The sequence below is a fragment of the Halolactibacillus sp. JCM 19043 genome, from assembly GCF_001310395.1.
In the GTDB taxonomy this organism is placed as follows: domain Bacteria; phylum Bacillota; class Bacilli; order Bacillales; family Amphibacillaceae; genus Halolactibacillus; species Halolactibacillus miurensis.
Genome location: NZ_BAXD01000070.1, coordinates 1 through 1,787, shown reverse-complemented (window position 1 = coordinate 1,787; position 1,787 = coordinate 1). Strand labels below are relative to the sequence as shown.

Sequence of the window (1,787 nt, the reverse complement as noted above, 5' to 3'; positions counted from 1 at the left end):
ATTTAGGGCAATGAGCGTAGATAAATACGTTTTACCTGTCCCAACACCTCCATAGAGAATGAGATTCTCCTGTCTCTTAATGAAATCACCCTGAATAATTGTGTCACGATCGATTCCGTGCGGAATCTGAATGTGCTCCCACTGAAAAGGCTGATGGCCTGTTTTAGGGAGTTGCGCTTGCTTTAACAGTAAGTTAATTTTACGCTCTTCTCGATGCTCTATTTCCTTTTCAAATAACTTGATTAAATAATCTTCATTTGACTCGGCTGTCACTTCATGGTGATGTTCCCGAATCCAACTGAGTTTTAAACGTTTCGCGTAGTCTATAATCTGATTATTCATGCTCTACACCTTCTTTCGCGTAGAGGGCATCGTAATGTTCAAGCCCTCTTGTGATATCAGGCATATCAGGTAAAGATATTTGAGGCGTGTATGTTGAATAATCTTCTTGATTATTAACGAGTGAATAGAATCGATGTTTAATTTGGTCAAAACTTGGGTGTCCTTGTGCTGATACATCATTGAGTGCCTGATTCAGTAGCGTGAAATCATCATTTTTAAGTAACGTACCTAATAATCTTAATGCTTCTTTTTGCTCATCTTCTGTACAAGCTTTTAAATATCGCGTCCATTCTTCTGGGAAATGATCATAGATACTGGTGTACTTAATCGCTCGTGGTCGTCGAGATAATAAATCAAGATAGGGTTGCCAGACCATTGATTTTCGTCTAACACCATAGAGTCTCGAATGATGAACCACAGCTTCGTGTTGCTCATTTAAAACAATCACTGAATTATATGTGATTGCAACGGTTAACTTATCCCCGGCGAATCGAGGCGAACTTGAGTATTGCTTTTTATCCACAGTAATAAAACCATATTTATCAGCTTTAACTACTTCATAACGTACACAATCAAATGATTTCTCCGGAAGGAGAAGCCATTGTGCGCAATCCTCTTGATAGAGCGTATCTATTGGCGCATCTTTTTTGTAATGAGAACGATCACGATCATCCTCAGCTTTTTGCCATAACGTTTCATTAAATTGATCTAAATCTTCAATATGACATTCCGGTAATAAGAAATTATTCCTTACATACTTCACCATCGCTTCGACATGGCCTTTTTCGTTCCCCTTACCTGGATTACAAAACTCATAATGAAAGCCATAATGCCCCACAAAGCGTTCAAACACATCCGTGAGCTTTCGCTCTCCTTTGCCTAATATCTTTTTTACTGCCGGTCTAAAATTATCAAATCGAATGGTTCTTGGAACCCCACCCATATGATGAAACATACGTTGTAACCCTTCGAGTAAACACTCCGCATTTTCCGAAGGGAAAACCTGAAAATAAAAAGTATTACTGAAAGGAAACGACATTACCAAATAAGGTAACTCCATCGATTCTGATTGATAAACAAAAGGAGCCGTTCCGAAATCCACTTGGGCTGTCCCCGGGATAGATTCTAAAGGTAAAGCAGCTTGATCAACCATTGTTTTTAATTCTTTTTTTCGTTTAGAAACATACTGACGAACACTTCTTTCAGACCCTTTAAAATCATGATCTTCCACAAGCTGTTGAAATAAACGTTTCGCCGTGCGGCGATATTTCCGTTTCTTTTTAGAATCCTCATTCAACCATTCATCAAGAATCGGTTTTACTGGATCCATGACAGGTGCCTTTCGGCACTGGGGTTTTTTAACTTCAAAGTCTTCTTGATTGGCATATTTTTTTACTGTACGAGCATCAATACCTGTCTTCCGACTAACACTCGCATAACTTTCA

General features: G+C 38.8%; 2 protein-coding genes. Both read right to left on the bottom strand.

Annotation, left to right across the window (positions count from 1 at the left end):
* Positions 1–342, bottom strand: a 342-nt coding sequence (locus JCM19043_RS15605) for an ATP-binding protein (protein WP_197274844.1), incomplete at its 3' end; no start/stop codon positions are given.
* The coding region (gene istA, locus JCM19043_RS15600; RefSeq protein ID WP_062323977.1) for an IS21 family transposase at positions 335–1,787 on the bottom strand (1,453 nt) is incomplete at its 5' end. The genes JCM19043_RS15605 and istA, both read right to left, overlap by 8 nt.